General features: G+C 59.5%; 23 protein-coding genes. 7 read left to right on the forward strand and 16 right to left on the reverse strand.

Features of this window, described 5'->3' with window-relative positions; translation table 11 throughout:
• Positions 1–94: 94 nt before the first annotated feature.
• On the forward strand, positions 95–1,885 hold the full coding sequence (locus tag SH292x_RS03475) for a DUF885 domain-containing protein (RefSeq protein ID WP_442484194.1): 1,791 nt from the start codon (positions 95–97) through the stop codon (positions 1,883–1,885).
• 268 nt (positions 1,886–2,153) lie between these two features.
• Here the strand turns inward: SH292x_RS03475 and SH292x_RS03480 are convergent, their stop codons facing one another.
• Together SH292x_RS03480 and SH292x_RS03485 are read right to left on the reverse strand one after the other, a co-directional pair.
• Complete coding sequence (locus tag SH292x_RS03480) at positions 2,154–2,768, reverse strand: Uma2 family endonuclease (protein ID WP_442484195.1); 615 nt, start codon at positions 2,766–2,768, stop codon at positions 2,154–2,156.
• A 310-nt stretch (positions 2,769–3,078) separates the two neighbouring features.
• Complete coding sequence (locus tag SH292x_RS03485; RefSeq protein ID WP_442484196.1) at positions 3,079–3,819, reverse strand: TSUP family transporter; 741 nt, start codon at positions 3,817–3,819, stop codon at positions 3,079–3,081.
• 176 nt (positions 3,820–3,995) lie between these two features.
• Between SH292x_RS03485 and SH292x_RS03490 the strand changes: the two genes are divergently transcribed.
• Together SH292x_RS03490 and SH292x_RS03495 are read left to right on the forward strand one after the other, a co-directional pair.
• Complete coding sequence (locus SH292x_RS03490; RefSeq protein ID WP_442484197.1) at positions 3,996–4,208, forward strand: hypothetical protein; 213 nt, start codon at positions 3,996–3,998, stop codon at positions 4,206–4,208.
• 3 nt (positions 4,209–4,211) lie between these two features.
• The gene (locus tag SH292x_RS03495; RefSeq protein ID WP_442484198.1) at positions 4,212–4,646 is read left to right on the forward strand and encodes a type II toxin-antitoxin system VapC family toxin; all 435 of its coding nucleotides are present in this window, start codon (positions 4,212–4,214) and stop codon (positions 4,644–4,646) included.
• 84 nt (positions 4,647–4,730) lie between these two features.
• On the opposite strand, the gene SH292x_RS03500 is transcribed toward SH292x_RS03495, so the two are convergent.
• Positions 4,731–5,213, reverse strand: coding sequence for a hypothetical protein (locus SH292x_RS03500; RefSeq protein WP_442484199.1), 483 nt, complete (start codon positions 5,211–5,213; stop codon positions 4,731–4,733).
• 113 nt (positions 5,214–5,326) lie between these two features.
• On the opposite strand from SH292x_RS03500, the gene SH292x_RS03505 reads away from it, so the two are divergent.
• Complete coding sequence (locus tag SH292x_RS03505; protein ID WP_442484200.1) at positions 5,327–6,571, forward strand: glycosyltransferase; 1,245 nt, start codon at positions 5,327–5,329, stop codon at positions 6,569–6,571.
• A 9-nt stretch (positions 6,572–6,580) separates the two neighbouring features.
• On the opposite strand, the gene SH292x_RS03510 is transcribed toward SH292x_RS03505, so the two are convergent.
• Complete coding sequence (locus SH292x_RS03510) at positions 6,581–7,387, reverse strand: tetratricopeptide repeat protein (RefSeq protein WP_442484201.1); 807 nt, start codon at positions 7,385–7,387, stop codon at positions 6,581–6,583.
• Positions 7,388–7,684: 297 nt separating this feature from the next.
• Between SH292x_RS03510 and SH292x_RS03515 the strand changes: the two genes are divergently transcribed.
• Positions 7,685–8,191, forward strand: a complete 507-nt coding sequence (locus tag SH292x_RS03515; protein ID WP_442484202.1) for a hypothetical protein — start codon at positions 7,685–7,687, stop codon at positions 8,189–8,191.
• A 112-nt stretch (positions 8,192–8,303) separates the two neighbouring features.
• Here the strand turns inward: SH292x_RS03515 and SH292x_RS03520 are convergent, their stop codons facing one another.
• Both SH292x_RS03520 and SH292x_RS03525 read right to left on the reverse strand, forming a co-directional pair.
• Positions 8,304–8,945 carry an anti-sigma factor family protein gene (locus tag SH292x_RS03520; protein WP_442484203.1) on the reverse strand — a complete coding sequence of 214 codons (642 nt, stop codon included), beginning with the start codon at positions 8,943–8,945 and terminating at the stop codon, positions 8,304–8,306.
• Complete coding sequence (locus tag SH292x_RS03525) at positions 8,899–9,552, reverse strand: RNA polymerase sigma factor (protein WP_442484204.1); 654 nt, start codon at positions 9,550–9,552, stop codon at positions 8,899–8,901. Before SH292x_RS03525 ends, SH292x_RS03520 begins: the two co-directional genes overlap by 47 nt.
• An 823-nt stretch (positions 9,553–10,375) precedes the next feature.
• Between SH292x_RS03525 and SH292x_RS03530 the strand changes: the two genes are divergently transcribed.
• Positions 10,376–10,843, forward strand: coding sequence for a low molecular weight protein tyrosine phosphatase family protein (locus tag SH292x_RS03530; protein ID WP_442484205.1), 468 nt, complete (start codon positions 10,376–10,378; stop codon positions 10,841–10,843).
• A gap of 398 nt (positions 10,844–11,241) precedes the next feature.
• Here the strand turns inward: SH292x_RS03530 and SH292x_RS03535 are convergent, their stop codons facing one another.
• Positions 11,242–12,087, reverse strand: a complete 846-nt coding sequence (locus SH292x_RS03535) for a hypothetical protein (RefSeq protein ID WP_442484206.1) — start codon at positions 12,085–12,087, stop codon at positions 11,242–11,244.
• A 606-nt stretch (positions 12,088–12,693) separates the two neighbouring features.
• Between SH292x_RS03535 and SH292x_RS03540 the strand changes: the two genes are divergently transcribed.
• Positions 12,694–13,476 carry an MBL fold metallo-hydrolase gene (locus SH292x_RS03540; RefSeq protein WP_442484207.1) on the forward strand — a complete coding sequence of 261 codons (783 nt, stop codon included), beginning with the start codon at positions 12,694–12,696 and terminating at the stop codon, positions 13,474–13,476.
• 38 nt (positions 13,477–13,514) lie between these two features.
• Here the strand turns inward: SH292x_RS03540 and SH292x_RS03545 are convergent, their stop codons facing one another.
• The 9 genes from SH292x_RS03545 to SH292x_RS03585 form a co-directional block, all read right to left on the reverse strand.
• Complete coding sequence (locus SH292x_RS03545) at positions 13,515–14,624, reverse strand: GGDEF domain-containing protein (protein ID WP_442484208.1); 1,110 nt, start codon at positions 14,622–14,624, stop codon at positions 13,515–13,517.
• Positions 14,621–15,694: a cobalamin B12-binding domain-containing protein gene (locus SH292x_RS03550; RefSeq protein WP_442484209.1), complete on the reverse strand. Its 1,074-nt coding sequence runs from the start codon at positions 15,692–15,694 to the stop codon at positions 14,621–14,623. Before SH292x_RS03550 ends, SH292x_RS03545 begins: the two co-directional genes overlap by 4 nt.
• A gap of 758 nt (positions 15,695–16,452) precedes the next feature.
• Positions 16,453–16,953, reverse strand: coding sequence for a DUF1269 domain-containing protein (locus SH292x_RS03555; RefSeq protein ID WP_442484210.1), 501 nt, complete (start codon positions 16,951–16,953; stop codon positions 16,453–16,455).
• 154 nt (positions 16,954–17,107) lie between these two features.
• A complete protein-coding gene (locus SH292x_RS03560; RefSeq protein WP_442484211.1) occupies positions 17,108–19,012 on the reverse strand; it encodes a heavy metal translocating P-type ATPase in 1,905 nt (634 codons plus the stop codon).
• Positions 19,013–19,262: 250 nt separating this feature from the next.
• On the reverse strand, positions 19,263–20,822 hold the full coding sequence (locus SH292x_RS03565; RefSeq protein WP_442484212.1) for an amino acid permease: 1,560 nt from the start codon (positions 20,820–20,822) through the stop codon (positions 19,263–19,265).
• Positions 20,823–20,952: 130 nt separating this feature from the next.
• On the reverse strand, positions 20,953–21,624 hold the full coding sequence (locus SH292x_RS03570; RefSeq protein ID WP_442484213.1) for an SOS response-associated peptidase: 672 nt from the start codon (positions 21,622–21,624) through the stop codon (positions 20,953–20,955).
• Positions 21,625–21,833: 209 nt separating this feature from the next.
• Entirely contained in the window at positions 21,834–23,117 is a 1,284-nt protein-coding gene (locus SH292x_RS03575; protein WP_442484214.1) for a hypothetical protein, read from the reverse strand.
• 134 nt (positions 23,118–23,251) lie between these two features.
• Positions 23,252–23,518: a hypothetical protein gene (locus SH292x_RS03580; protein ID WP_442484215.1), complete on the reverse strand. Its 267-nt coding sequence runs from the start codon at positions 23,516–23,518 to the stop codon at positions 23,252–23,254.
• Positions 23,519–23,649: 131 nt separating this feature from the next.
• Positions 23,650–24,327 (reverse strand): FHA domain-containing protein, encoded by a 678-nt coding sequence (locus SH292x_RS03585; RefSeq protein ID WP_442484216.1) that lies wholly within the window; start codon positions 24,325–24,327, stop codon positions 23,650–23,652.
• Positions 24,328–24,371 lie beyond the last annotated feature (44 nt).

Below are 24,371 nucleotides of genomic sequence, written 5' to 3' on the forward strand. Positions count from 1 at the left end.
GCTCCAGCATTGCCCGCTGCCCGGCAATCCCGCACCTGTTATGATGATCGCACTTCCAGATTTTCGACTTTGGCCCCCACGGACGCCCCCGACCATGCTCCGCCCCCTCGCGATTGCCGCACTATTTGCCATCGTTTTTTCGCACGCCACGTCCAAGACGTACGCCCAAACCGCTGGCAACCAAACCGCCGGCGACCAGCTCCGCTCGCTCATCGACGACACGTGGGAGTATCGCCTCGCCCAGTCGCCGCTCTTCGCGACGCGGGTCGGCGACCATCGGGCGAACGATCGCCTCGACTCGCTCACGATCGAGGACATTGACCGCCGCGCCCGTGACACGCAGAAGTTCCTTGACCGACTAAACGCGATCGACCGCAGCGAACTCGAAGGTGCCGATCCGATTCACTACGCCGTAATGAAGCGCGAACTCGAAGGCGATCTGGCCGAGCATCGTTTCAAATCGTACCTGACGCCGATCAACAATCGATCGGGCTTTCACATCGAGTTCCCGGAGCTTCGCCGCGAAGTTCCGTTGGTCACTACCAAGGACTACGAGAACTACATCGCCCGGCTCAACGACTTCGCCCGTTACACCGACGAACACATCGCGCTGATGCGCGAGGGCGTCCGGCTTGGGTACACCGTCCCCTCGGTGATCATGGAAGGAAGCCTCGAGTCGGTTGACGCCCATGTGGTGAAGAATCCCGAGCAGAGTTTACTCTACGAGCCACTCAAGTCGCTTCCCACCACCGTGCCGGCGAGCGAACACGAGCGACTGAAAGCGGCAGCCCGCGACGCGATCGCGAAGAGCTTGGTGCCGGCTTACCAGAAGTTTCAGAAGTTCATGCGTGACGAGTACCTGCCGAACTGCCGCGACACGATCGCCGCCCGCGCGCTACCTGACGGCCGCGACTTCTACCGCTTCCGTGCCGCAAAGTTTACGACGCTTGACGACATCACCCCCGAGGCCATTCACCAGCAAGGGCTCTCCGAAGTAAAACGAATCCGTGGCGAGATGGACGCGATCATCAAACGCGTCGGCTTCCAGGGCGACTTCAAAGAGTTCGTCGAGTACCTGCGCAACGAGCCCAAGTTCTACGCCACCACGCCCGAGGGACTTGAGAAGGAGTGTGCCCTTATTTGTAAACGGATGGATGGCGAACTGCCGAAGTTGTTCTCGCTGCTCCCGCGAACTCCCTATGGCATCCGGCCGATCCCCGACTACATCGCCCCCAAGACGACCGCCGCCTACTACCAACCACCGGCCGGCGATGGCACCCGCGCGGGCTTCTACTGCATCAACACCTACGACCTGCCGAGCCGCCCGCTCTACATGCTCGAAGCGTTGTCGTTCCACGAAGCGGTGCCGGGCCATCATTTGCAGATCGCGCTGCAGTACGAGCTCGACGACCTGCCCGAGTTCCGCAAGTTCGCCGACTTCACGGTGTTCGTCGAAGGCTGGGCGCTCTACTCCGAGCGACTTGGGCTTGAAGTGGGCTTCTACGAAGACCCTTACAGCGACTTTGGGCGATTGTCGATGGAGATCTGGCGGGCGTGTCGACTTGTTGTCGATCCCGGCATGCACTACCTCGGCTGGACCCGGCAGCAAGCCATCGACTACATGGCCGAGAACACCGCGCTCTCGATGCTCGACATCCGCTCGGAAGTCGATCGCTACATCGGCTGGCCTGGTCAAGCCGTGGCTTACAAGATTGGCGAGCTCCGCATCCGCGAACTCCGCGCGATGGCCGAAGCAGAGCTAGGCGAAAAGTTCGACATCCGCGGCTTCCACGCCGTGGTGCTCGAAAGCGGCGCGGTCCCGCTCGATGTCCTCGAAGAAAACGTCCGCGCCTGGGTCACCGCCGTCAAGCAAGCTACCTCGTAGCCAGGCGCAATTCGTAGCCGGACTCGCAAGAGTTCGGGCTGCCCTCAATAGACCGGCACAATCCTCTGGCCACGGATCGACACCAATACGCGCGGATGGAAGAAATTAGGAACACAAATCGGCGCTGATCTTCGCTACAAAGTGAAAAGTGCAGAGGCGCTTACATCCGTGAACATCGGTGTGCATCCGTGGCTAAGAAATCCGCGACCATCCTGCCCAATCCGCGTTCATCCGCGTCCTATTCTTCGGACTCCAGCTGGACTGAGCATCAAGATCGGAAGATTCCCGATCCTTCCTCGGGTCCCGTGTCTTCGGGGAATTCGATCTTCGCATAAACATCGGCGAGCTTCAGCGTGCAACCAATCGACGCGATCGAAATCGAACCACTCAAGTCACGCGCCTCGGTCAACAGCCAGCCATCCTCCTGACGCGTGTAATGTTCGATGTGAGGGCGTTTCTGCGACACGAGAAGGTAGTCGCGAAACGATTCGATTTCGCGATACTGCTCGAACTTGCGACCTCGATCGTACGATTCGGTACTGTCACTCAGCACTTCGATCACTACTTGCGGGTTGAGCAAGGTGTCGAAGTGATCGTCCTCAAACCGAGGCTTCTCACAAGTCACCACCACGTCTGGGTAGGTGTAGAGACCGGTGGTGGGTACTTTGACTCGCATGTCGCTTGAGTACACCTCGCACGGCTTCCCACGCAGCGCGTTGTAAATCTCCGCACTGAGGGAGGTGGCGAGCAAATTGTGCTCGCGCGAAGCACCGCTCATGGCGAACATCTCGCCACGATAGTACTGGTGGCGAGTCTCGCAATCACGCTCGATCGCCAAATACTCTTCGGGCGAGAGACGCTTTTGAGGAAGTGCGCTAGCCATGGCTACTTTGTGGTGGCGGTGTCATTGAATGGGTTAATTTCCTTATTATCGACGCTTTGGAGAGGTTGAGCAAGTCGAACCTGCATAGTAGCCGGATTTGCAAAGGTTCGGGCTGCCCGTCGTTCAGAACCAGATCGTTTAGCCACGGATCAACACAGATACGCACGGATGGAAGAAGTTTAGGAACACGAATCGGCGCTGATCTTCGCTAATAAGTGAAAAGTGCAGAGGCGCATACATCCGTGGAGATCGGTGTGCATCCGTGGCTAGATTCCCGAACTCTGGCGAGTCCGGCTACGATCACGAGCCTTCAACCGGTCGTCCACATCGCCCGCACCAAGATCGCCATCGCCGAAGCCGCCGACACTCCGAGCACCGCCGGGCGCATCGCGCGTTGATCGAGATAACGCGTGGCGAACGTCGAGATCCAGAAGCCCAGGATAATGCCCGGAAGTAGCAGCAGTCCGAGCCACGCGTCGTCCACCGTGAACTTGCCGACCCATGCCAAGCATAGAATCGCAAACGTCGACCCGATGGCGAAGATGGCCGATAGCGTCGCGCGGATGTGCTCGCCACGCTGCGACTGATACACCAGCGCCATCGGGGGCCCACCTGTTGCCGCGAGTGTGTTGGAGATGCCAGAAACAAGGCTCACGAGAAACAAGTTCGTACGAGTGAACGGTAGCGACCAACCACCAAAACCGATCCCGACTGCTACCAAAATGACAATAGCGAACAGAATGTTGAACAGCCGCTGGTCGATCATGCTCACCAAGTAAGCGGTAGGCAGAGTCGTCGCGAATCTCGCCAATGACGAGATCACCACCTCACTTCCCACCACCGCGTGCCGTTCGCGGCATAGCACCATTAGCGAGAGCGCCGTCGCTGACAGCATGAGCGAGCCCGGCACCATCGTCGGTGCGATGATTAGCAGCACCGGCGCCGAAACCATGGCGAGCCCAAAACCTACCGAACCCTGTACCACCGCGCCGAGCGTCGTGACCACGATCGCCAGCACAACGCTCTCAATAGGAAGACCAAGCAGTTGCACGGAAGGATGCCGAGGGTGCGGGGCAGGGGAGGGAACTCTAATTGTCCGCCGAGCGAAGCCGTGCGTCAAAAGGGGGACGAGATTACAAATGAAGTATGGTAATTTGATTTCTTGCCTCTCCGAGGTTTTGGGACGATAATGGCTATGGTTGTCCTGTTATCAAGCGGAGATCCTATATGTCCGAACAAGAATTAGTTGACCAACGACTGGGCGCACTTGAGCGAGAGGTCGCCCAGATTAAGCAGGTAATAGCGACTTCACTCCCGACCGGGAAGAATTGGGTGGAGGAGATATCTGGCTCGATGGTAGAGTTTCCAGAGTTCGACGAGGTGGCCGAGTTAGGGCGAGAGTGGCGGCAGAGAATGAATGAAATAGATCAGCAAAACTAGCCAATGTACCTTCTCGATACGGATTATTTGATCCTTCTTCAGCGGCGAAGCCAGCCGGACTTTGGAAAGGTCGCGGCCAGCATGTCGCAATACGCGGCCACTGATTTCTATCTATCAATTCCTACGGTCCATGAGCAAATCCTGGGAGCCAACGCCTATATAAGTCGGGCGCGCAATATCGCTGGCGTAATTAAAGGCTATCGAATGATCGAAGCGAGTTTACGTGATTACCAGCGATTTCAGGTTCTGCCATTCGATGAGGCGGCTGCCGACGTGTTTAGCGAGTTACGCAACTCCTTACGTGTCGGCACCATGGACCTTCGCATCGCTTCGATCGCACTCGCCAATGGTTTGACTTTGCTCACTCGAAACACCGTCGACTTTTCGCAGGTTCCTCACCTAGCCATCGAAGACTGGACGAGATTCACCGCAAGTTAGCTGGGGATGGGAGTGAGAAGTTCGGAACAGTACGCTTGTGGCATCGGGACATGTTGCTGGATTCAACTTTCGTCTTCATAACTTCTAGCCTCGTTCGTTGTGCCTCCGATACAACTCGTCCCGCTTCGCTTCCCATTCTTGGTAGCGAATCTTCTCTTTCCAAGTGATCCAGCCGTACGCGCCCGCGAGCGCGAGGAAGGTTAGGATGACGAATAGCGCTCCGTAGCCAAACACGAATTGCCCAAGCACGAACACCACCGCGAGCGCTGTCATCGCCCATAGCAGGTGCTTGGTGCCGAATTGGAACTTGAAGTCCTTTAGATAATCCTGCAGGTCGTTGATCGCCGTGTCGTCGTGATCGCGGTAGAGCTCGTTGATGTCCACCGTATTGGACGCCTCGGCGATGGCTTCGTCGGCGCGGCGTTTCGCTCCGGCGATGATCTCTTCGTCGGGGGGCTCAAGCTCGTACTCATCCTCGTCGTCGGCCTCGGGGTCTTGGCCGCGGTAGAACGTTTGCCGGTCGAACTCGTCGTCGAGGGGCGTGTCGTCCAGTGGTTTCTTGCTCATCTCTTCGATTCGCGGAAGTAATTCGCTTGGGGATTGCTTGTGCCGAAGAGTATTCGTAGAACGATTCGCAGTATTGGCTTTCCTGCAACTGCCTTCTGCGACAGCTCTTCGCCATGCATTTCATTGTAACCGCCATCGGAAGCTACGGCGACGTTCATCCCATGGTGGGCTTGGGGGCTCGTTTGGCGGGGCGGGGGCATCGCGTCACCGTCGTCACCAACCCCTATTTTGCCGACGTGGTCACGGGGGCGGGGCTCGAACTCTACCCGCTCCGTACCACCGACGACTACCTGAGGCTCATCAATCACCCCCACATCTGGCACCCGACCCGTAGCGTTCCGTTCGTCTTTCGCGAAGGGGTGGTAAACATCATGCGCGACCTTCGCCGCGCGCTCGGCGAACTCTACGTCGAGGGCGAGTCGATTGTCGCGGCTCACACCCTCGACGTGGCGAGCCGCGTGTTTCGCGAAGAGACCGGGGCTCGCGTGGCCCTGGTGACGTTCTCGCCTCAAGCGATGTGGAGTCGGTTCTCACCTCCGGTGCTGGGTGGCGTGCCGAGTGGTCCGCATTTACCCCGGTGGTGGAACGAGGCGGCGTTCTGGGTGGGTAATCGCGTGATGCTCGATCCAGCGCTTGCTCGCCCCGTCAACGCGTGGCGACGCGAGCTTGGCCTGCCTCGCGTGCGGCGACTGTTTCCCGATTGGTGGTACGTGAGCGACATGAACGTCTGCCTGTTCCCGGAGTGGTTCGCTCCGTTGCAACCCGACTGGCCCCGGCCGATCGAAGCGGTGGGCTTTCCGCTCTGGGATGCCGGCGATCGCACGCCGCTGCCTGACGAAGCTCTGCAGTTCCTCAGCGAGGGCTCGAAGCCGATCGTCTTCACGCCCGGCTCCGCGAACAAACAAGCAAAGGTGTTCTTCGAAACAGCGACCGACGTGTGCCAGCGCATTGGGCACCGTGGCATCCTGCTCACGAAGTTCGCGGAGCAAGTCCCTAAACACCTTCCCGACAGCGTGCGACACTTCGAGTTCGTACCGCTCACACGACTCTTGCCGCTGAGCGCGGCGTTCGTGCATCACGGCGGCATCGGGTCGAGTTCGCAGGCCCTCGCCGCGGGAATTCCTCAGCTTGTTCGTCCGCTGGCGTTCGATCAGTTCGACAACGCCGCACGCCTCAAGCGACTTGGCGTGGCCGAGCAGCTTACCCCGCGACAGTTCCGCACGTCGCGAGCTTCGCGGGTCCTGGAGAAACTTCTCGCGAGCGAAGCGTTTGCCGCCAAGTGCGAAGAATTCGCCGCTCGCACGGAGACCAACGCCCTTGATCGTGCGTGCGACTTGCTCGAACGCGTGACGAAGTAGCCGCTTGGTTTAGTACTTCACCGAAGGCTGGCGGTTCTGGCCCATTCGCGTGGTATCGTTGCTGGTGCTCATCGGAGCCACCGCAGGACCACCCGCCGCATTGAGCGACGCCACACGTGCCACGACATCGGGTTGGAAGCGATTGAGTTCGAGCGACCGCTGGTAGTTGGCCATCGCTTGCACGTAGTCGCCCGATTGATCCCGCAGTCGTCCGAGTGCTGTGAGCGCTCGGGCGTTGTTGGGGTCGATCGTGATGGCTTGAACCAGCGTCGCCTTGGCGTCTTCAGGTCGGCCAGTTTCTTCGTACAGACGGGCGAGCTCGATCCGTGCGTCGGGCGAGTCGGGCGATTGTTGCACCCACGCCGAGAGCAGTCGGAACGATTCTTCCTGGCGATTCGTCTCGGTGAGCAGCACGGCGAGTCCACGGTAGCACTCGGCGTGATTCGGGTCGCGCTCCAGGCACTGGTTGTAGAGCACTTCGGCTTGCTGCAGATCGTTGGGGCGGTTGTACATGGTGCCCGACTTGTGCAGCGACGCGGCCAGGTTGTAGTAGCCGTTCGCAGAAGCGGGATCGTGAGCGATGGCTTCTTGGAAACGGACCGACGCCTGCTGATAGTTCCCTTGCTGATACAACCGCACCCCCTCGGAGTTGAGTGCCTGGCTGTTGAGATTGTTACAGCCGGCCGCCAGGAGCAGCAGGGCTGCAACGGCAGGAGCGGTGGTTCGGGAGTTTGGGGCGTACACGTCGTGAGCCTCATGCTTCTGGGACGAGTCACAGCCAGCCGCCACGGGGGTGCGGGCAGGCGAGCGATGCATCCATACATGCGCGGGCGCCTGGATCGGGCTGAGGGCGCGAAAACCGTACCAACCTCCCCAATCCCACGCAATACGAACCTCCGCGGGCGTCCCAGACGGCAGAGCTTGCCCCGGCCGGCAAACACGGAAAAACGGGCAATTTTGCTCAAATCGCAGTCCTTTTCTAAGTGGTATATTTTTCAGTGCTAGCTTACCGATCCTCCATTGCACACGGAGGTGGCTGCCGCTCGCAGGCAGCAATCGGTCCACGGCAGGCCACGCGTTCCCCGACCACCGCTTCGACAGGAGACCTCCGTCGTGCCTACCCGCAAGACCACCACCACCGCCAAGACCGTCAAAAAAGCCACCCCCAAGCGGTCGTCGACCACCGCTACCGCCACCAAGCGTCCCGCGACCAAAGCAAAGCCCGCCGCGACGAAGAAGCGTGCTGCTTCGCCCGCTGGTGAGGAAGAAGTGACCATCGACCGCCGCCGCAACGAACGCCGTGACGCCGAAGTCGCCGCGGTGGAGCCGAAGCTCGAACGTCGTCAGAAGGTGGCTCGTCGTCGTCAAATTGATCCGACCACTTGCGAACGTGACTACAGCGATCAAGAAGTGGAGTTCATGAACGCCCTGGATGAGTACAAGCGGAAGAACGGGCGGATGTTCCCCACTTGCAGCGAAGTGCTGGAAGTGATTCGCAGCCTGGGCTACGTACAGCTCTCGGGTGTCGAGCTCACCGCTCGCAGTGCCGAGACCGAACCGGCCGTTTACGTCGACTCCGCATCTTACGAAGACGCGGAACTCGAAGCCGAACTGGTCTAGTTCGCCCAATTCATCGTGGGAAGCGCGACAGGGGTGGTGAGCATTTTGTGCTCGCTGCCCTTGTTGCGTTTGGGGAGGAGGAAAAAACTGTAGGAGGCCTCTCCGAGGCCGATTAAGCCACCAGGGTCACGTCCAGCTGATTGATCCAGCCGGTTTCGCCTTGGGCGGGAGTGGCGGATTCGCTGCCGGCGGGCCACCAGATGCGGAAGGTATCGAACAGCGGGGTGCGCTGGTTCTCGTTGTTCTTCGGTTGAGTTTCCGTTTGCGAGGAACTCGAACGCATCCCCACAAGAGAAATCGAAGCCAGTCCTTGGCCGGTGCGATAGAACACCTCGCCGCCGGGGATGCTTTGCCTCGTGCTTGCAGGATCGCCTGCGAGCGATCCGGTATTAGGGGCGCTCGTGTAGGGTGGGGCGGAAGTTGTCGCTTCGCGAAGGCGGACCAAGCTCACGACCACCAGCACCGAAGCAGCCAGGGCGATCGCGACGCGAGTCCACGTAGGAGTCGACGCCATGCGTGGTTTGGCGATTTGGGCGACGGTAGTATTCAGTTCGGCGAGCACGCGGTCGGCAAGGCCATCGACTGTATCCGTGCGCAAAGGCAGACGCGCACCGGCCATCGCGGCGTACGCGCTGGCGAGCACCTGGCAGTCGGGGCAAACTTCGATGTGCCGACACACTTCATGGTCGGTATCGATGTCCTGGCGGCTATCCAGTAACGCTTGCAGCCGCGACTCGAATTGCTGGCAATGCATTGCGGACCTCGTTGCTGTCGAATCTCTCCGAAACTTGCTCCACCACGCCGCGGCTAATCAGCCGGGCGGCCATTTCCTGTCGGGCGCGGTGAATCCATGTTTTCACCGTTCCCACAGGCACTTCCAGCACGTTGGCAATGTCGGCGTAGGCGAACTGCTCGAAATGAAACAGCTCGAACGCCTGACGATACTCGGCTCGCAGTTCGCCCAGCGCCAACTGAACTTCCTCGTTCAAGTGACGCAGCCCGTGACCGCCGTCGTCCCTTCCGGGCACCTCCTCGGCGAGCACTTGGGTGTCGGACGGAACGGGTCGCCGCCGAGTCAGTGCCGTGCGGCACCGATTGGCAGCAATCGCTAGCAGCCACGGACGAAACGCCCGCGTGCTGTCCCATCCGGCTAGGCCGCGGAACGCACGGACAAACGCCTCCTGCACCACGTCTTCAGCATCATGCCGATTGCCGAGCATCCGCTGGCAGAGCCGCAGCACCAAACCCTCGTGCGTATGGACCAACTCGCGCATCGCCAGTTGATCGCCACCGCGAGCCCGCAGCGCGAGCGCTCGGTCGACGTCGTCGGCTTCACGGCGTTGTGGGTCGCTTTCAGGCAAGGTGCTATACCGGTTGCTTTGGTTGCAGTAGGGGATACTCGGAGAGTTCGCTCCGAGTTTCAAAATGTTGGCGGGAATTTCAAAATTCCCGCGAGCGGCAAAGTACGTATTTTGCGGGATCTCTGAGGCCCCATTAGACCACCCCACGGCGGGGCGTTCTACATCGATTTTGAGGGAACTTAACCAGGTTACTTACCACGGCCCTTACGGGCCCCGCTCGCCGGTAATGTCGCAAATTGGGGCTATTTCATTGGGTGCGACTTTATTCCTGTGGCGCTCATCGATCATCTCGTCTTAAATCATTGAGGCCAAACGCTTTACAAACGGCTTCGAACGATTGGCAAATGGGGTTTTGTCGCAGGGGCAACCCGCAGGTGCGACATTAAAAAGTGGGAAGGGGGAAACCGGAAAGGGAAGAGGCGAATCGTCCGTAGGCCGCGATCAAGCTCCACGCCAACCCGGCGCTCCACGCTTTGCCTAAGTACACACCCCAACCTCGCGCCAGGCCCCACGCCCTGCGAACTTCCTTTCCTCCCTTTCAACACGTTCCAATCTCCCAGCCTCACTGACGAGTCCGGTATGTGTGCATGTGAACACAACCGAAGCGCGCTTTCTAGTCGGATTTTGGAAAAAAGTGAAAATAGTTTGGGGGGGGGATATCAGGGGTTTTAGGGGAATCCGAGGGCATGGAGACGAGCTTTACCTACCTCACGCGGAGAGGAAATCAGAAGTGGATCTCCCGTGAACCATCCGCTGTTGATTGCCGTCCTCCCCTCATAACCGCCCGATACCCAAACTAGTTGCCGCCTATGTGTCCCACTCCATGATGACCAGAGATAACTACCCACGCACCAAGAATTGGAAGCTGGTTTATACTAGGTCGAACAAGCTACACCGCGCGAAACAGCTTGGATTCGAATACCCGCGCATCAGCGAGTTCGAGATGGTGAATCGCCAGTTGCTCAAGGTCTTGTTCGTTTGTTCGATGAACCAATGGCGAAGTCCGACAGCGGAGAAGGTTTTTGGGGACCGACCACTTGTTCTCACGAGATCTTGTGGGACCAATACCGGTGCACGCAAAAAGATGAGCTCCGACGACTTGCAGTGGGCCGATATCATTCTGGTCATGGAACAGAAACACAAGCAGCGATTGTTGGCAGCGTTTCCAGGCGAACTGCGATTCAAGGAAGTGTACGTACTGGACATCCCCGACAACTACAAGTTCATGGACACCGAATTGGTTGACGAGCTTGTGGCAGTGGTTGATCCAATCCTTACGCAGAACGCGTGACTCGCGTCAGCCCCCGGTATGGCACCTCGCCGCTCCCATTGCGGTCTCGGCAGCGCGCGGGCTAATGGCATACCCGCTCCTCGACCGCCTCTCCGCATATCTCACTAACCCAGGGTAGCCCGTGCGCTCGTTTCACTCGCGACGAGCAACCCTGGGCTGACATCCGAAACCCCTTCGGGGTAGTCGCGTCGTACAACGGAATTCATTCCGTTACCTAGTAGGGAGCCGTAGGGAGGGTGGTTCCGTCGCCGAGAGAGAACGTGACGAGCGTACTCCTGTAACCGCCGCCGGGTTCACCCGCCATCGAGCGGTCTGCGCAAGAGGTTGGTGAACCTGCCGGGTGATCGTGCGAGGTGTTAAAACATGACTGACGGCAGAACTAGCCACTCTACGGAGCTTCAGTCGCCCTCTACGAGATCCGACGTCGTGCTGGCTTTTGCCAAGGCTTGCAGCGTTACATAGCGTTGACTCATTGTGTAAGCCCACGGCCTTCCCGATGCGGCGCGAATATCGTTTAAGATGGGCCTTGCTAGTTTCACCGTGTCGTCCGAATCGGGGGCAGATAGAAACATCACGTCAAAGTGCGAGCCTTTCTGCCGAGTCGAGTGCTCCAAGAGCTGAACTGCCAGTTTCTTAAGATCTCCCTTGAGCTTGGTCGGGTCAAACTCCACGTCTACGTGAGCTTCAAGAATCCGAGGTATCAGTGTTTGGATCGCTCCATGGGTATAGAAGCCCATTCGTTGGACCTGTTGAAAGGTCCTATTTGGTTGGCAGACGTAGGCATGGTAGTTTTGATATTCGGGCCAAGCTTCCCGAGCGGCCACGACGACAACATCGTTCACGGATCCAATTAGCTTCTCTCGCAGGAGCATCGCTTGCAACTCCCGAAGTAGAAATGCTTCTCGCTCTGAGATTACTTCTCTTGGATCGGAAAGTAACTCTTCGATGACTTGGTCGACAATAGCGAATGATGTCCAAACGAGCCGTGGGTCTCGAATCTTCTCCATTGCGACTGGAGCACGATCATCCGGTGTGATGACGATGAGCTTTTGCTCTGCCTCTCGCGCCTGATCCAATCGCTTTAGGTGTCGCTCGAGCTGATCGACACGAACTGCATTCCGCTCCGTTTTCGTTTCGATCAGAAGGCACGTGCTGCACAGAATCCTTGCATCGGGAACCCCGTGTCCCTCTCGTGCGATTTGGTTCTCAAACTGCACAAGGGTAAAGTCGGTGGATTCAAGCATTGCCTGTAGGATTCGGTCTATGCGGCTTAAACTAAGCGATTGCAGAACCGCGAGCAGAGAAGCTGTTACCCGATTCTCACCGGTTGAGTAGGTGGAGAAGATGTTTGTAGGCATTACGAGTCTGAAGTGTGATTCGACTTAAGTGAATTGACTATGCTCCCAATTTATCTGGCTATTTTACGAGAATGGGGATGTGCCTGTCAGTAGGTTGCGCCAAGAGATGTAACGCCTAGAGCTAAATTATTCCCGATCGCGGCTCCCAATGCGGTCTCGTCCACATTCCGGCTAATGGCGTACCCGTTCCTCGACCGCCTCACCGAATATCTCGCTAACCCAGGGTAGCCCGTGCGCTCGTTTCACTCGCGACGAGCAACCCTGGGCTGACATCCGAAACCCCGTTGGGGTAGGCGAGTCGTAGAGGGGAATTCATTCCGTCAGCGACGCTGAGGTAAGAAATGAATCGCGTCGCGCGCTCAACTCCCTAGCCGACGACCTACGCGTCGTCGGATGAATGAGAGGCAGCATTCTCCTTCGCGAACATCCGCGTGATTCGCGGGCCATGCCTCACTCTTGCCTCGTCGCGTGTTTGCTTGCCATACTCGGTGCATGATCGACATTACTCACCTAAATTTTGGTTGGCTTCAGGCACCCGGGTTGCCGCCGGCTTGTTGTCATGGGCTCGTGGTTCGCTCGGCTGGGGGCGTGGTGCTGGTGGATCCGGGCATCGGGATGCAGGACGTTTTCCGTCCTGTTGAACGCGTGGGCCTCGAGGCGATCGAGTCCGCGGGGTTTCAGTTCCTGCCCCAGGTCACCGCGGTGCGTCAACTCGAGGCGCTCGGCATCACGGCGGCCGATGTGACCGACATCGTGTTGACGCATGCCGATCCTGATCACGCGGGTGGCCTCGCCGATTTTCCTCACGCGCGCATTCATCTCTCAATCGAAGAGCGTGAGAACCTCGAATCGGGCAATCCACGGTATCGCGAGGCACAGTTCGCGCATGGTCCGCAGTGGGTGACGTACGCCGAGAACGATTGCGAGACGCTTGGCATGCAATCGCGACGTGTGGCGACGGCTGGCGAAGCTGACATTCGCTTGGTTCCGCTGTTCGGGCACACGCTCGGGCACTGCGGCGTCGCGGTGCAGGACGGCGACGCGTGGGTGTTGCACGTGGGGGATGCGTACTACCTGCGCGGCGAACTCGCGAACGAAGCGCACCCGATTGGCGCGCTCGCGACCATGCGGGCGGACGACAACGACCAGCGGCTGGCGTCGCTCGCGCTACTGAGGCGCGTGACCAAAGAGCAGGAGAACGCCCTGACTTACTTCGGCTATCACGACGTCTCGGAGCTCCCCGAGGGAATTTCGATGATCGATGAAGTACGGTGATTTATCGCGCGGGGAATTGGTAGCGTGTTCCTTCGGGACTAAGCTACCGTTGAGGTATCGGATGCCGGGACTTCGTCGCGCGCCGACATCTCATGCCAAGGTCCCGTCTCGGACACGTCGGGCGCCGGATCCCAATAGGCTGCCTTGCCGCAAACCCGGTTTCGGCCCCCCGCTTTTGCCTTATACATGTGAGCGTCCGCGTGGGCGATTAGATCGGCGCGACTTAGGTTACCACCTGTGGTGGCTGCCACACCGATGCTCACGGTGACGGGGCGCAGCTCCCACGGGTGCATTTCGATGGCTCGGCGAATTCGTTCGGCGGCCACCGCGGCCTCGTGTCCTCTGCAGTTGGGCAAGATGATCGCAAACTCCTCGCCTCCATAACGCGCGACCACTGCTTCGGAGCGGCTTTCGCGAGTAAGGATTTGGGCAACTTGGATTAAGACCTTGTCGCCTGCCGGATGTCCAAACCGATCGTTGAACTGCTTGAAGCGGTCGACGTCAATCAGCAGCAGGGAGAGTGGGGTGCCGTAGCGAGCTGCTCGGGTGTACTCGGCGTCGAGGGCGTTCTGAAACTCTCGATGGTTGTTGAGGCCGGTCAATCCGTCGGTCGTTGCAAGGGCCTGAAGCCGGACGTTCGCATCCTCGATCTCGGCATTCTTCCGAGCCAATTCGCGTTGCGTATTCACCAGCTCGTTGTTGAGGCGGGTGAACTCCGCCAGCATTTCCTGGTCATGTTGCCCAGATCGAGTCGCCTCGATCTGTTCGTTCTTCATGATCGTTCTAAGAGAGTTCAGCTGCTCGTTATGAATCTCCGTCATTTCGCTGAGCAGCTTGTGAATGCTGGCCCCCGAAGGGGAGCCACACACGATGATCCCTTCGCCGGTAAGCCCGCCGGTGAGGACCAGCCCGGTTATCTGATTGTCGCAGCGAACGTTAAGCTCCCAACCGAACGCGGCATGCGATTCGAAGGCTGCGCGAAGGAACTGCTGGGCCTTCTCACGACTATCGTGGTCGAAGATGCCAATGAGCGTAGCTTGGGATTCAAGGCCTGTGGTGATCCCGATGTCATCGCGAATGACCCGGATGATCTGGCCTGACGGATCGCATTGCAGGACGATACCCGCGTGATCATCGCAATGGTTCATGTGACCACTTCCTCAGGTAGAAAGAGTTCAGCCAGTTCGATTGCTTCGGCGGCGTCGGCCGCTTGTGCATCTGCCCCCACTTCGCGCCAGAGATCGGGTGCCACTTGAAATGGGTGGCCGCCCACGAGAATGATCGTGTCGTTGCATTGATGATGCGAACGAACCTCCGAGATTAGTGTGGTGACGGAAGATATGTTGGTTGTGAGCGTTGTCGACACTGCCAGCACATGGGCATCGCGATCGATCACGGTTTGCACAATTCCGTCGTTGGGCACGTCGGCACCGAGGTAGAAGGAATCCCATCCCGCCATCTCAAAGAAGTCGGCAACCATGCGGATGCCGATTTCATGCAGGTCACCCCCCACGCATGCCGCAACAACTCGCCGATTCTTCCGCTCGCTGGCGAAGATAAGTGGGTAGAGTTGCGACATGATTAGCTGCGTTGCCGCCGTGCAGAGATGCTCCTGCGCGATGCTAATCTGGTTGGCCTGCCATAGTCGTCCGATTTCGTACTGCGTTTGTTGAAACACGTGCAAGTAGATATCTTGCACCGAAGTTCCCTGCTCCACGGCGTCCATGATAAGTTCGCTCGCCTTGCGACGATCGGCCTCGAGCAAGGCACTCAGGTACTCTCTAGCGAGATCCGCCAGCGGCCGGTCGGAGTCGAAGTAGCTTGGCATGGCGGTCGGTAGTGCAGGAAGGCGTACGAGGCTGTCGGAGATATACTGATCGGCGATAGCAGATTGGGAGTGTGGCAGAGCCCCTTCAATAGTTTCGCGGCATAGCTCTAGAGATTCTGCCAGATCTTGCTCAGGAGCTCCTTGCGCATGAAGCGTGACCTTTGCCCACGCGATGTAGTCCGCAAAGAGTTGCGACCGCCCCGCGGCAATCGCCTCCGCCAGGCAGTCCAAGTAACACTTCACATCCTCGACACGCTTGGCCCGAATAGGATCCTCACGGCGGAGGGCGAGGGCTGGCCGCAGCGCGTCCTGCCGGTCGACAACTCGATCGGCGAGTAATTCTCGTAGACTGTCGATCGACTGGCCGGTTATAAGATTCTCGGATTGCATCGTGCTTCTCTCGCTGTGGGGCCAAAATGCCCAAGGGAATGAATCGACACGCGCTTCGGAACTAAGCCTATATCGTTAGGGAATTTCCGGGTGAGATTCCTAATAAAATAAAGAGGGCGGGAGTGCTATGCTCGGAAACTGGACCGTGCTGTCCAGAATGTCATCAACCATGTACCGTGACGTGAATCGCAAGGGCAGGAACGTGTGGTGCACTTGGAAGCGAGCGCGGTGTCGACCGGATAGGTCATACGCTCGGCTAATGAAATATACGGTGCCATTCCTGGTAGCAAATAAGCTGTGGCAATCCCTAGAGTCCGGGCGGCCATTATGCCGCTTGTACCGCTCGTGCAGAGGGTGGAGCCGACCATCGCGCGTTAGCGCTTGGCGGGTTTCCGAGACTTTGCGGGCGTGCCAGATCCCAAAGAGTTGACGTGCAAAATTTGCACTCGCAAAGTCAGTCGAATGAACTCAACCATTGGCGTTGGGTTCCGGAGCCGGATTCAGACGTCCGAGTTCCAATTCGTATTCTGCTATCCGCTGCTGAAGCTTCGCGATGCGGGGCAAGTAACGTAGGGTGAGTGGTTCCGTCGGCGCGACACGATTCGCGCGTCGTACACGAGTGAAGGCCGACAGGTTTACCCACCATGAAGCAGTCTGCGGAAAAGGTGGGTGAACCTGCCGGTCAGCGTGCTAGTGGATTGAAGTTGACTGGCGGCAGAACCACCCACCCTACGAAGCCGGGGTATCGGCTCTATTGCTTAGGCGGTCGGCGTTTGAGTAGCAGCGAGCGCGGCGCGAAGTTTGTCTTCGTCTTCGTGCGACAGGCTGGTTCGGATGACGGTGCCGCCGAACGGTTTGATCTCGTCCAGCACCTTGTCTTCGGTCATCTGGCGGACGAGCACGCACAGGGCGGCGGTGCCTGGCTTTAGCGTTTCGGCCATCTTGCGCATCATGTCGTCGTTGATGCCAATGTCTTGCAGCGCCCCGGAAATGGCGCCAGCACCCGCACCCACAGCGAGTCCGAACAGCGGGTTGAGGAACAAGATGCCAACCAGCGTTCCCCAGAAGCCACCTCCCACGGCACCGGCTGCCGTGAGGTTGTACATTTGGCGGAGCTTTACCTTGCCATCGGCGTCGCGAACGACCACCACGGCATCGGCGAGGTCGATGAGGTAATCCTTTTGCAGCTTGATGAGTGCGAGGCGAACTTCCTCGGCTTTGACTTCGCTCTCGTAGCCGATGATGACCAATGTTGCCATGTTGCTCTCCCTTATTTGCAAAAGGGCCCTCGGAAGTGGGGCCAACTTGTCGTCATGCTAACACTGGTTCGCGCCGCTGGCAATCCAATGGGAGTGGAGCGTGTGTCTTGAATGGACTGACGCAGAGTTCACGACTCTTTGAATTTCATGTCCGTCAAATGGGATCCTGGGTTTCGGAATCCGCGGGCGCGATGTCGTGAAGAACTCTTGGCGGGAACGCTGCTCGTAAGGCGTTGAGCACGGCTAGCACGTCGATCACTTCTTGGATGATTGCGCCGGTGACGGGGCTTAAGTATCCAGTGGCGGCGAAGGCCATGCCGATGATGCTCAGCAGCATGCCGCCGACCGCGCTTTCGAGCGCTATGGTTCGCATCCGCCGACTGATGTGCAGGAACTCGTCGACCTTGGTGAGCGAGTTGTCCATGATCACGACGCCCGCGGCTTCGGCGGTGACGTCACTGTTCTGGCCGATGGCCATGCCGACGGTCGCGGCCATCATGGCGGGGGCGTCGTTGATGCCGTCGCCCAGGTACAGCGTTTTGGCTTTCGCCGTTTCTTGACGCACGATGGCGAGTTTTTCCTCGGGCGTTTTCTGCGCGAAGATCTCGGTGATGCCCACTTGCTCGGCCAGATAGCGCACTTCCGACTCGCGATCGCCGGAGAGCAGCATCAGGCGCGTGAACTGATGCTTGGGGCCGAGGTGGCCAATGAACGACCGGCTCTCGGCACGCGGCGCATCGCGAAACTGGTAGGTCGCGGCGTAGCGGTCGTCGATCGCGACGACGCACTCCAGTCCGCCGGCTGTCGGCGGGAGCTGCTCCGCTGTCGCCATGCCGAGGTCCACCACCTTCTTGCGACTGGTGATGAGCAGTTGACGCCCGGCGATGGTGCCCCGCAGGCCTTGGCCGGGGGCTTCGCCGACGTTGGTGGCTTCGGGGAGCGAGAGGCGTGCATCGCGGGCAGCAGCGAGGATGGCCCGCGCGAGAGGATGCTTGGAATAGCGTTCGAGGCTCGCCACCAGGGTGAGGACTTCGCGTGGATCCAGGCTGGGGGCAACCAATTGCTGCGTGAGTTTGGGTTCGCCATAGGTTAGCGTGCCGGTCTTGTCGAAGATGGCGGTGCGGCACCCGGTGATCTGTTCGAGCACGACAGGGCTTTTGACGATGATCGCGCGGCTGGCCGAAAGCGAGACCGAGCCGATAATCGCGATGGGGATCGCGAGAAGCAGCGGGCAGGGGGTCGCAATGACGAGGACGGCCAGAAAGCGAATGGCTTCGCCGCTCATCCACCATGCGGCGAAGGCGACGGCAAGCGCGATGGGGGTGTAGATGGCTCCGAGTTGATCGCCCAGTCGCCTGAGTTGCGGGCGCTTGCTCTCGGACTCGCGCATCACTTCCATGATCTTGGCGTAGCGCGAATCGCTGGCGAGTTTGGTCGCGCGGATCGTGAGCGCGGCTTCGCCGTTGATCGCCCCGGAGATGACCATCGAGCCCGAAGTCTTGGTGATTTGAAAGGGCTCGCCGGTCAGGTACGACTCGTCCATCGAGCCGTGGCCTTCTAGCACCTCTCCATCGACGGGGCAAATGTCGTGGGGGTAGATTACCAGCGAATCGCCGATCGCAACTTGGTCGAGGGCCACGTCGACGATGGCGCTACCCTGTTTGCGGTGGGCAACCGAGGGCATGCGTTTCGCCAGGGCGGCGAGCACCGACGAGGCGCGTCGCAACGCGTAACTTTCGAGGGCTTCGCCCCCCGAGAGCATCAGCACGATGATGGTGCCGGCCAGGAACTCGCCCAGCAGCACCGAAGTGACGATCGAGATACCGCCGAGCAGGTCGGAACCGAACTCGCGGCGGAAGAGCTTCTGAAGTAGCTCGAAAACGAGTGGCACACCACCGATCACCAGCGAGACGAGGAGCGGCAGTTGGTACGCCTCGGGGCTCGCATGAAAAACGAACCGAAGCAACAAGTGCAGCACGATGGCGGCGATCGCCACGCCCGCGATGAGAATCGACTTGCGATTCCAAACTCTACCAGCAAAGCCTACGAGCGAGGACATCGGGCAACTACCCTTTCTTCGAGCACGGGCGCGACTCCCGCTTTGCCGGCAGTGCTCTTGCAGGCAATCGTTCGCAGGCAGCACTCAGGCGAGCTTGCCGCCGTCAGCCCACATCCGAACTCCTCTTGAAGTATACCGCGCCCACGAAGCTGGTACCGAGACACCTGCGGCCCAACCGAACCTACTCACAATCGCAGGACGCTGGTGCTGTTGCATCGCGGGCGTCGGATGCGGCTTGCGAATTGTGACGCTACTTGTCATCTTGTACTGGATCGATGTTCGCGCCCGCGGGGGAGAGGCCATGCTCGGCTTCTTCACGCAGCAGGGCGATGCCCATCTTGCTGTGGCGGCGACCGTAGAAAAAGTAAATCGCGAAGCCAACGAGCAACCAGCCGGCGAGTCGCAACCAGTTTTCGATCGGCAGGCTGAACATCAGCAGCAAGCAGAACCCGATACCCAGCATCGGCAGCAAGGGAGAAAACGGCACTCGGAATGGTCGATGAGCGTCGGGGTGGGTGCGGCGCATGATGAGCACCGCCAGGCAGACCATGGCAAAGGCCAAGAGCGTGCCAATGTTCACCAGGTCGGCGAGCACCGAGAGGGGTAGCAGCGAACTAAGGCCCGCCACCGCGAAGCCAGTGACGATAGTCGACTTCCACGGAGTCTTGAATGTCTCGTGCACCGCGCCGAAGAACTTTTCGGGGAGCAGTCCATCTCGCGCCATTGCGAGCAGCACGCGGGGCTGGCTGAGCATGGTCACCAGCATCACCGAGGTCATGCCCGCGATCGCGCCGATGTTGATTAGCAGCTGCGCGCCGGGCATGCCGATCTGTTCGAACGCGTCGGCGACGGGGGCACCTTTGTCGAGCTGGTTGTAAGGAACCATGCCGGTGATCACGGCGGCCATGGCGATGTAGAGCAGCGTGCAAACCACCAAGCTGACGATGATGCCGATGGGGACATCGCGTTCGGGCTTCTTGGCTTCTTCAGCGTGCGTCGAGACCGCATCGAAACCGATGTAGGCGAAGAAGATAATTGCGGCACCGGCGAGCATGCCGACCGGCTTTCCGCCGGCACTCTCCTGACCGAGCACGGTGTGGCCGAAGAAGCTAACGCCGGTGTACCCGTAGGGGGCGAACGGGGTCCAATTATCGGGGTTGATGTAGAACGCCCCAACCAGGATCGCGAACAGCACGACAGCGACCTTGATGATCACCATGATGCCATTGGCCCAGGTGCTTTGGCGAATGCCAATCACCAGAATGACCGTCACCGCCAGCGAGATGAGAAACGCGGGGAGGTCGAAGTAACTGCCGGTGCTGTGGAACTCGCCGGTGTGCAGGTTGTAGTCAAACGGCGCGTCGCGCCATGCGAGTGGAACTTGCAGGTCCACCATGCCTAGTAAGTTCTGAAAGTACTTGGACCACCCGTGCGCGACGGCGGCTGACGAGACCGCGTACTCGAGCACGAGGTCCCAGCCGATGATCCAGGCGAAGAGCTCGCCCATCGTGGCGTAGCCGTAGGTGTAGGCAGAGCCGGCCACGGGGGCCATTGAGGCGAACTCGGCGTAGCAGAGCGCGGCGAAGATACACGCCGTGCCCGCAACGACGAACGAGAGCATCAACGAGGGCCCGGTGTAGTCGTGCGCCGCTTCGCCCACCAGCACAAAGATGCCGGTACCGATGATGGCACCAATGCCGAGCGCCGAGAGGGCCCAAGGACCGAGGACGCGGTGAAGTCGGTGCTCGCCCGAGGCCTCATCCAGCAGAACCTGTAGAGGCTTACTCGTAAACGCTTGGCGTCGCCACATAGACGTCCCTCGATCTCGCCTGCAAGTTCCGTGAACGGTTTGGGACTGCCCAGTCTGACCACTGGCGGGCGGCATGAAAAGGGCACATGCGGAAGATGCGCGAGAAAGTTGGAAGTTGGGAGCCGGGTTACTACTCTTCGGCGTTCTCCAGGCACTCGGGGCCTTGATTCCTTACGTTATTGACATACTTGCTCTTCGGTTCTTCCAGCAGCTCCCCCTCGTAGGGAACCAGCAGCGATTCGAGATGCTTGTAATCCTCGAACGCGGGATCGAGCCATAGGTCAATCGCTTCGTCGTCGGGATCGGTGAGCGCCGGCATGCGGTTGTGAATGTGCTCGATGCTGGGGGCGGCGTCGGTCGTGATGATGGCGCAGGTTTCGAGCGGCTCGGCGAGCGGGGCGTCCTTCGGCCCCGACCACGATTCCCACAAGCCGTAGAACACCATGGGGCGACCATCGGGCATATGGATGTAGTGCGCCCGCTTGTCGTTCTTCGGCCCCGTCCATTCGTAGTAGCCATCGGCGAGGACGATGCACCGCCGCTTCTTAAACGCGGCGCGGAACGAAGGCTTGTCCGCTACCGAATCGGCGCGAGCGTTGAAGCACCGCACGGCACTTGAATTGTCTTTCGACCACGAAGGGATCAGTCCCCAGCGCACCGCGGCCGGTTCGCGACCCGCTTTGAGAATCGGTACCGTGCTGGTGACTGCGACGTTGTAGCGCGGACCAAGCGTGTCGAGAAAGCCTTGCAGCTCGACCCAATAGTCGCGCGTAGCGGGACCGAAGACGTAGCGTCCGCACATGATGCAGGAGAGGGCAGGGGGAGTGGAAAGCAAATGAGTATAGCAAAAGAAGAGTCCCCTCTCCCCGTCCCGGGTGAGGGACGGGGAGAGGGGACTCAATGCCTCGAACTCCGTGAATAAAAACGGCAGCCTGGAACAGGGGCTTGGTGCGGAATCCACCTGTCCAGGCTGCCTGATACCGCTTTCGCGGTATTTATCGATGTGCGTTCTTAGCTGCCCGAGCCACCACCGCCACCCGCGCCACCAGCCCCGCCACTTCCACCAGCACCACCTCCGGCACCACCCGTGCCCGCTCCTCCGGTTCCGCCACCCGCGGGGGCAACTCCACCGCCGTTCCCGGGTGAATTACCCGGGAACGGCACGGGTACCGTACTCGGATCTCTCGGCGCCCCCGCTCTTGGATTTGGATTGCGGGGCTGGGTGCCTGTGTTGCTATTGCCACGGCGGTTGCCAGTATTGTTGTTCCCGGGCGCGGCACTGCCGTTGTTATTGTTGTTGTTCATATTGGGGTTGGTGTTGTCGTCGAGGTCACCCGAGGTGCCACCCGGGCCGTTGTTGGGCGGGCCACTGGTCCCCGACCCGGGAGCAGTGGGTTGGGGTAGACCAACTCCACTACCTTGTCCCGCACCCTGTGGCAGTCCCACACCCGAACCAGGATTGGGGCTTCCGGGAGTACCGGTATTGGGGCCCGTCGGGTTCGCGGCTTGTTGTGCACCCGTATCGATATCTTCCGCCGAGCGAAGGAAGTCGTTGTCGTTGAACTCAAATGGGTTGCCCTGCATCTCTTGCAACTGCTGCCGCTGGCGATCGGTCAGGATGCGATCGAGGTCGGCTTGCGTTTGTTGACGCAGGTCGTTGAACGCTCGGCGTCGCTCCTCGGGATCGCCCGTAAAGCGACTGAGCTCGTCCATCCGTGCGTTGTAGTTGCCTTGCAAGCGGTCGATGTATCCAAGCTGACGATCGTCAAACCCGAAGTACTCGACGTAACCCGGATCGCTGAATGCGTTGATCCCTTGGTACTGCGTATTGAGTTGCTGATAACGCTGCCGCTGCGTGTCGTTCATATAACGCGACGCGTACTCTTCCATGTCGCGGTTGTAGTTGGCGCGAAGATCCTTTGCGAGTTCGGCCTGCTCTTCGGCGGCTTGCTCCTCCGCGGTGCGACCCGCTTCGAGCTTCGCCTGGTTCTCTTTGTAGCGTTGCCACACAAGGGCATAGTTGTCGTAAAGCGGACCAACTTCCCGCTCTTGAATGCCAAGCTCGGCGCGCACCGAGTCTTCGAGGAACCAAGGCTTCTCTTGGGGTTCGTTGCTCCACGAACGCGGCGTGATTCGCTCCTGTTGGCGTGCTTCCGCGCGGCCCGTGGGGGATGCCGAGTGGCCAACACCTGACCCCTTATCGAGATCGGGCGAGCCTTGTGCGAGGGACGTGGTTGGCAGAGCGATCAGCAAGCTGGTCGCTGCAAATCCAGAGATAAGTTTTGCCCGACGCATGACGTTGTTCCTTGTTTCGTTGACGAGTGACTGAGTGCGTGTCACACTCAGTTGTCTGAGAAACCAGAAAAGCAAACGCTATGCCAGAACGAAGAAACTCGGGAGGTCCCGAGCAGGGCGAGGTGCCAGAACAACTACTTAGAGAGCACGTCGTTGAACGTATCGCGCAGCTCTTCCGAGGAGACATCGCGGAGCGACTTGCCTCGTCTGTCGAGCTTCTCGGTCACGCGAATTACCGTCTCACGCATGACACTATGCGTTTCCTCCGAGCCCCCAGCGAGCACAAAGTCCTTCGACCGAGTGAGCCGGGTGTGGCCATCGCTGCCATCGAGCGCTAGCCCCAACAGTGCGGGGCCCTGGCCAGGTTGAGACTGGGATTGGGGAAGGCGATTCTTGGACATGATGGTGGGGACGCTGGTCAGAAAGAAATCAGTACGATAGGTCGCCGCGCACCAGCGGCGACCTGCACCAATATCGTACGCAGCGGTGGCGCAAAGACCACCCCGATTGGCATCGATTCCGCCTGGCACTGTTAACGCCGGCGGGTCATCTCGCGAAGAATATCGGCCGCCGCTTCGCGACTGTCCTTGGTCGTCTTCTTCGGCACCGGAGGAAGCTTGCCGTAGGACTTCTTGGACTTGTCCTTCGACTCCTCGGCCACCTCTTCGGTCGTCTCGGCAGTCTCGTCGGATTCGGTCGTAGCGGCTACGGGAAGTTTAGGGATGTCGGAGATGGTACGCGTCTCGTCCATGCGGAACGACTGCGTGTCGCGCGATGCCGCCGAGGTGGCGGGGTCGGGTCCGATCAGCCAGCGGCTGATGTCGTCTTCCATCACCGCCGAGTCGTCGGGGTTCGCCGCCGCGGTGCGAGAGACCGCTTCGCCAATGCTGGCGACCTTCGGCTTCTTCGTGCGGTTGATGTCCTGCCCGAGGTCGATACGGAACTCGAGCGAGCCCACGCGCAGTTTATCGCCACTCTTGAGCAGCGTTTCGGCTTCGATGCGATTGTCGTTCACCCAGGTGCCATTGCGGCTACCGAGATCGCGAACCTTGAGCCCCTCCTCGCCGCGCACGATGGCGCAGTGATGCCGGCTGATCGCCTCGCTGCCGGCGCGTAGTGTGCAATCACTCGCCCGACCGATGACGAACTTTTCCTTTTTCAGCGGGATTTCCGTCCCCGATTTGGCTCCTGCCAAGACAACTAACTTCATCGTCTTCTCCTGCCTCCTCCGCACCTGCTGTTATGAATGACTAC

This window comes from Aeoliella fuhlenseeensis (genome assembly GCF_052161615.1).
Classification (GTDB): domain Bacteria; phylum Planctomycetota; class Planctomycetia; order Pirellulales; family Lacipirellulaceae; genus Aeoliella.